Source organism: Candidatus Dojkabacteria bacterium, assembly GCA_016927995.1.
Taxonomy (GTDB): domain Bacteria; phylum Patescibacteriota; class Dojkabacteria; order JAFGLO01; family JAFGLO01; genus JAFGLO01.
Genome location: JAFGLO010000005.1, coordinates 1 through 4,332 on the forward strand (window position 1 = coordinate 1; position 4,332 = coordinate 4,332).

Here is a 4,332-nt window from a genome sequence, read left to right on the forward strand (position 1 = left end):
GGCTGTGCCTTTGCCGAATTTATTTCTTCAGGCTTGTTGCCTGATTAAATTGTTCTATTTGTTTATCAGTAAACCCGGTTATTATGTCAACAGCTTATCAAATAGCAGGTGATGGATTATTTTTAACTTTTCAAATTGTTGGCTGGGTTGTTAACTTTACATGGAACGCCATATCAAAAACAGGCAAAGCCTGCGTACATATATTCTGCATAGGCACGACTTGTCCCGAACTATTGCGGGAGCCTAAGCCGAACCGGGAGGAATGATTTTACCGTTTGTGTGCAAAATTTTTGGGATTCAGCGGATAACGAATGCCATTTTTATTTACATTTGAAAAGCAACATCCAAAAAGGGTGCCGGTAAACCGGTGCCACAAAGGGTTAATCCACGGTTTTCGGTGTACGGACGTATGCGGTAAGCAGGCGGAAGGGAACGAGTTAGCAGAGAGGAGAAGCGTACATCGCACGCATTCAGTGCCACAGAGAGATAACAGAAAAACTGTGTGATTAAGGGCGCGGGGCGTGCGGTAGGAGAGTAATGATCAAAATCGTTGAATATTAGTTAACCGTTTACTAACACATAAATATCAAATCATTATATAGGCAAACTGTTGATATAGGGAAAACATACTTATTAAGTAACTATATTAAATTGTTTTGGCGGCGAGCAAAAGAAACGACAGTGCAACGATTAGCGTGTGGATTTGACGCAAAATAAGCGACGATTAATTTTGATTTGCAACGAATAAGCGTTATTTTCGTTGCAAGTAATGCATCAAATGAAAGCTTTTATACATCAAAAAGACAATTGGCCTGAATTTACTTGGAATAGTAATGATTTCTGGGACTTGTTGAGTGAGGCAAGAAATTTACAGGGCAGACTTATCGGAAAAATGGAAACATTAGGTTTCGATTTAAGAAATGAGGCTTTACTTGATACGTTAACTCTTGACGTATTAAAATCATCTGAAATTGAAGGAGAATTTCTTAATCCTGACCAAGTACGTTCATCAATTGCACGTAGATTAGGAATGGAAATAGCAGGAGCTGTTGAATCCGACAGGAGTGTAGAAGGAGTAGTTGAAATGATGCTTGATGCAACTCAAAATTGCTTTGCCCCATTAACAGCTGATAGACTTTTTAATTGGCATGCTGCATTATTTCCAACAGGTAGGAGTAGAATGTATAAAATAACTGTTGCAAACTGGAGAAAAGATACTACGGGACCCATGCAGGTTGTTTCTGGAGCAATGGGAAAAGAAAAAGTACATTTCCAGGCGCCTGATTCTGATGTAGTGGGAAAAGAAATGACCCGATTTATTTATTGGTTCAATAACAAAAAAATTGACCTGGTAATAAAAGCTGCAATTGCACACTTATGGTTTGTGACTATTCATCCATTTGAAGATGGAAACGGTAGAATAACAAGAGCGTTGACAGATATGCTTCTTGCTCAGTCTGATAAAAGCAACCAACGTTTTTACAGCATGTCCGCTCAGATTAGATTAGAAAGAAAACAATATTATGAGATATTGGAAAAAACTCAAAAAGGGAATTTGGATATAACTGATTGGATTGTTTGGTTTTTAAACTGCTTGATTAGTGCCTTAAAATCCACGGATTCAATACTTACAAGAGTTCTATTTAAAGCCGATTTTTGGCAAAAACATATAGATACAGCGATAAATGACCGTCAAAGAAAATTATTGAATAAATTAATGGATGACTTTGACGGAAAACTAACATCTTCAAAATGGGCAAAAATTGCAAAATGTTCTAAAGATTCGGCAGTTAGGGATATTAACGACTTGATTGAGAAAGGAATATTGCAAAAAGAACCTGCAGGAGGAAGAAGTACAAATTACGAACTGATAGGAATGCCAGCTGGTAACACGCAATATACGTAAGCCGGGAGATGTGGGTAATTTTAACTTTTGTACATTTACTCAATTTCACAACGGTTTGATAGGTTCGAGCTTTGAAATCCCGGCCTCCGCATATTACAATCCGTTGGCAACAAGCGTAAAAGACATATTATCAGACATATACGATAGTAATAAATTGAAAATAAAAAGGATTTAATTTTTGAAAGGACAGTGCAAATTTGTACTTCGTGGATAGGTTGGTGCAGATTGAAAACAACAAGAAAATTAAAGCTAAATAAAAGGTAATCAGATAGAAATGAATGAACACCAGTTGCCAACGGATAATAAGGAATGATAGGCTTTCAAAGGGGAATAAATTTGATTTTTTCTTTATCTATAGTGGGGGACAATATGGTATTTCTTCACTTCATTACGAAAACGATTTATTTATAAAGAAGAAGATGTAGATACTTAAATATGACAAATATGCATAAAACAATTGCTATTGAGATAAAAAATCTTACGAAGAAATATGGCGACTTAGCAACAGTTAATGATGTCAGTTTTTCAGTCGAGAAAGGTGAGCTTTTTTCCATTTTGGGATTAAACGGAGCGGGAATTTTGTGATTTTGAAATTAGATATAAACTGAAATAAAAAAATACGGCAGGTAACATGCGGTGCCGAGAAGCAGAACATCGGTAAATTAACAGTTCTGCATGCTGAAATAAAGATGGAGGAAACAGTTGTACGTTGGACCTCCAGCGTCGTCTTACAGGAGAGGGCGCTAAACCACCCAATGGTGCTGTGATTAAGAGTCATGGTGCTGAGCGATTGGGAAAAAGCCATGCCAAGAGCGTGGTCAGGTAAGGGTAAAGGAGTTGAACGAGAGTGAACCCTTGATGAGGAGTCGAGAAGTTACCACCCCCTATCAAAAGCTACGGAGTATGCGCCGGAGTGATAAGTATAGCGGAGACCTGATAACAATACTGGCTAAATGGCAAGCGTCTTTTCTCCCTACGGTCGTGAGTTCCACTTCGTTCCGTTTCAGAGGGCAAGAACTTTACCTGGGCTTGATTACGGAACTTGGGACGGACTGACTCGTAGTAGTAGTGAAGCTTCTGAACGGCAAAGTCCTCACGAACACGAAAATAAATAAGGGACAGATGTGAGTAAATGGAAGTAGAGCGAAGGGGTTAACTAATTCTTGTTGTAATTTGCCAACTTTTCGGAGGATGAGCTTATCTTTATGATTAGAATAAGAAGAGCCGTGTGATGGGAACCGGAACGAAGTGGAGCTTGTGACCGAAGGGAACAAACTGTCAAGACCGGTTCTGTGCCTGCGCACCGGAGTGCTCTGGCACACAGGTGTGAGAGGCTGAAGGGAAGGTCCCTCGGCCTACTCGACCCGGCGGACGTTTAGCGTTCATGCTAAGAAAAGTTGCGGGCATTATAAATTTTAGCTGACATGAGCATAGTACACGAGAATAATATTATGACTTTAACAAACCAGTATCAGTCTGACATAGATGCAATCATTGCGAAACGCTATGATAACGGTGCCGATTTTTGGACTACTACTGATAAAAGGATTTGCAAAGGTTCTCCATTTTCAATTTTACAAAGTACATTAATGCTTACAGAGTTGGGATTAACTTCTGCTCCAATAATTGATGGTGCGTCTGAATTAATCCTAAGTTTATGGCGTGAAGACGGACGATTTCAAATTGCCCCCGAAGGAGCAATTTATCCTTGTCATACTGCTGGTGTTGCAAGAGTATTGTGTCGCTTGGGTTATACAAATGATAGCAGACTTAAAAAAACATTTGACCACCTTTTAGAAATCCAGCATGACGATGGCGGATGGCGTTGTAATACTTATAAATTTGGCAGGGGTGAAGAAACTTCTTTTTCAAACCCCGGAACTACATTAGAAGTTTTGGACGCATTTAGATTCACAAACTGGCTTAATCATGATAAACGGCTTGATAATGCTGTGGATACATTACTCAATCATTGGGAATCACGTAAACCCATTGGCCCTTGTCATTATGGAATTGGTAAATTATTCATGAAGATTGAATACCCATTTTTTCGCTATAACTTATTTTTTTATGTTTATGTTCTGTCTTTCTATGAGAGAGCTAAAAATGACGCTCGATTTATAGATGCACTAAATGTTTTAAAGTCAAAAATGGTAAAGGGGAAAATTATTGTTGAGAACCCCAACATTAAATTAGCAAACTTTACTTTCTGTAAAAAGGGAGAGCCAAGCGACCTTGCAACTAAACGCTATAATGAGATATTGAATAATTTAAAAAACAATTGACTAAAATTAGTATCTTGATGACAGTAATAAAAAAGCACGAAACGCTAACAATATAGGATTAAGGCACAGTTGAGCCCAAAAAAGAGGCAGTATGTTTGAGAACATGCTGCCTCATTTCAGTGCTTAAGGTTAGCATACCCA

At 38.4% G+C, this 4,332-nt stretch carries 4 protein-coding genes; all 4 read left to right on the forward strand.

Annotated features, from left to right (window positions below; all coding sequences use genetic code 11):
* Positions 1–778: 778 nt before the first annotated feature.
* The 4 genes from JW962_01400 (at position 779) to JW962_01415 (ending at position 4,191) form a co-directional block, all read left to right on the forward strand.
* Positions 779–1,906, forward strand: a complete 1,128-nt coding sequence (locus JW962_01400) for a Fic family protein (GenBank protein MBN1373974.1) — start codon at positions 779–781, stop codon at positions 1,904–1,906.
* A 444-nt stretch (positions 1,907–2,350) separates the two neighbouring features.
* Entirely contained in the window at positions 2,351–2,491 is a 141-nt protein-coding gene (locus JW962_01405; GenBank protein MBN1373975.1) for a hypothetical protein, read from the forward strand.
* A 368-nt stretch (positions 2,492–2,859) separates the two neighbouring features.
* On the forward strand, positions 2,860–3,021 hold the full coding sequence (locus JW962_01410) for a hypothetical protein (GenBank protein ID MBN1373976.1): 162 nt from the start codon (positions 2,860–2,862) through the stop codon (positions 3,019–3,021).
* A gap of 336 nt (positions 3,022–3,357) precedes the next feature.
* Entirely contained in the window at positions 3,358–4,191 is an 834-nt protein-coding gene (locus JW962_01415) for a prenyltransferase (GenBank protein ID MBN1373977.1), read from the forward strand.
* Positions 4,192–4,332 lie beyond the last annotated feature (141 nt).

Coding starts and splice junctions, on each gene's coding strand:
- JW962_01415 (MBN1373977.1), top strand. CDS start 3,358: ATGACTTTAACAAACCAGTATCAGTCTGACATAGATGCAATCATTGCG.
- JW962_01405 (MBN1373975.1), top strand. CDS start 2,351: ATGCATAAAACAATTGCTATTGAGATAAAAAATCTTACGAAGAAATAT.
- JW962_01400 (MBN1373974.1), top strand. CDS start 779: ATGAAAGCTTTTATACATCAAAAAGACAATTGGCCTGAATTTACTTGG.
- JW962_01410 (MBN1373976.1), top strand. CDS start 2,860: ATGGCAAGCGTCTTTTCTCCCTACGGTCGTGAGTTCCACTTCGTTCCG.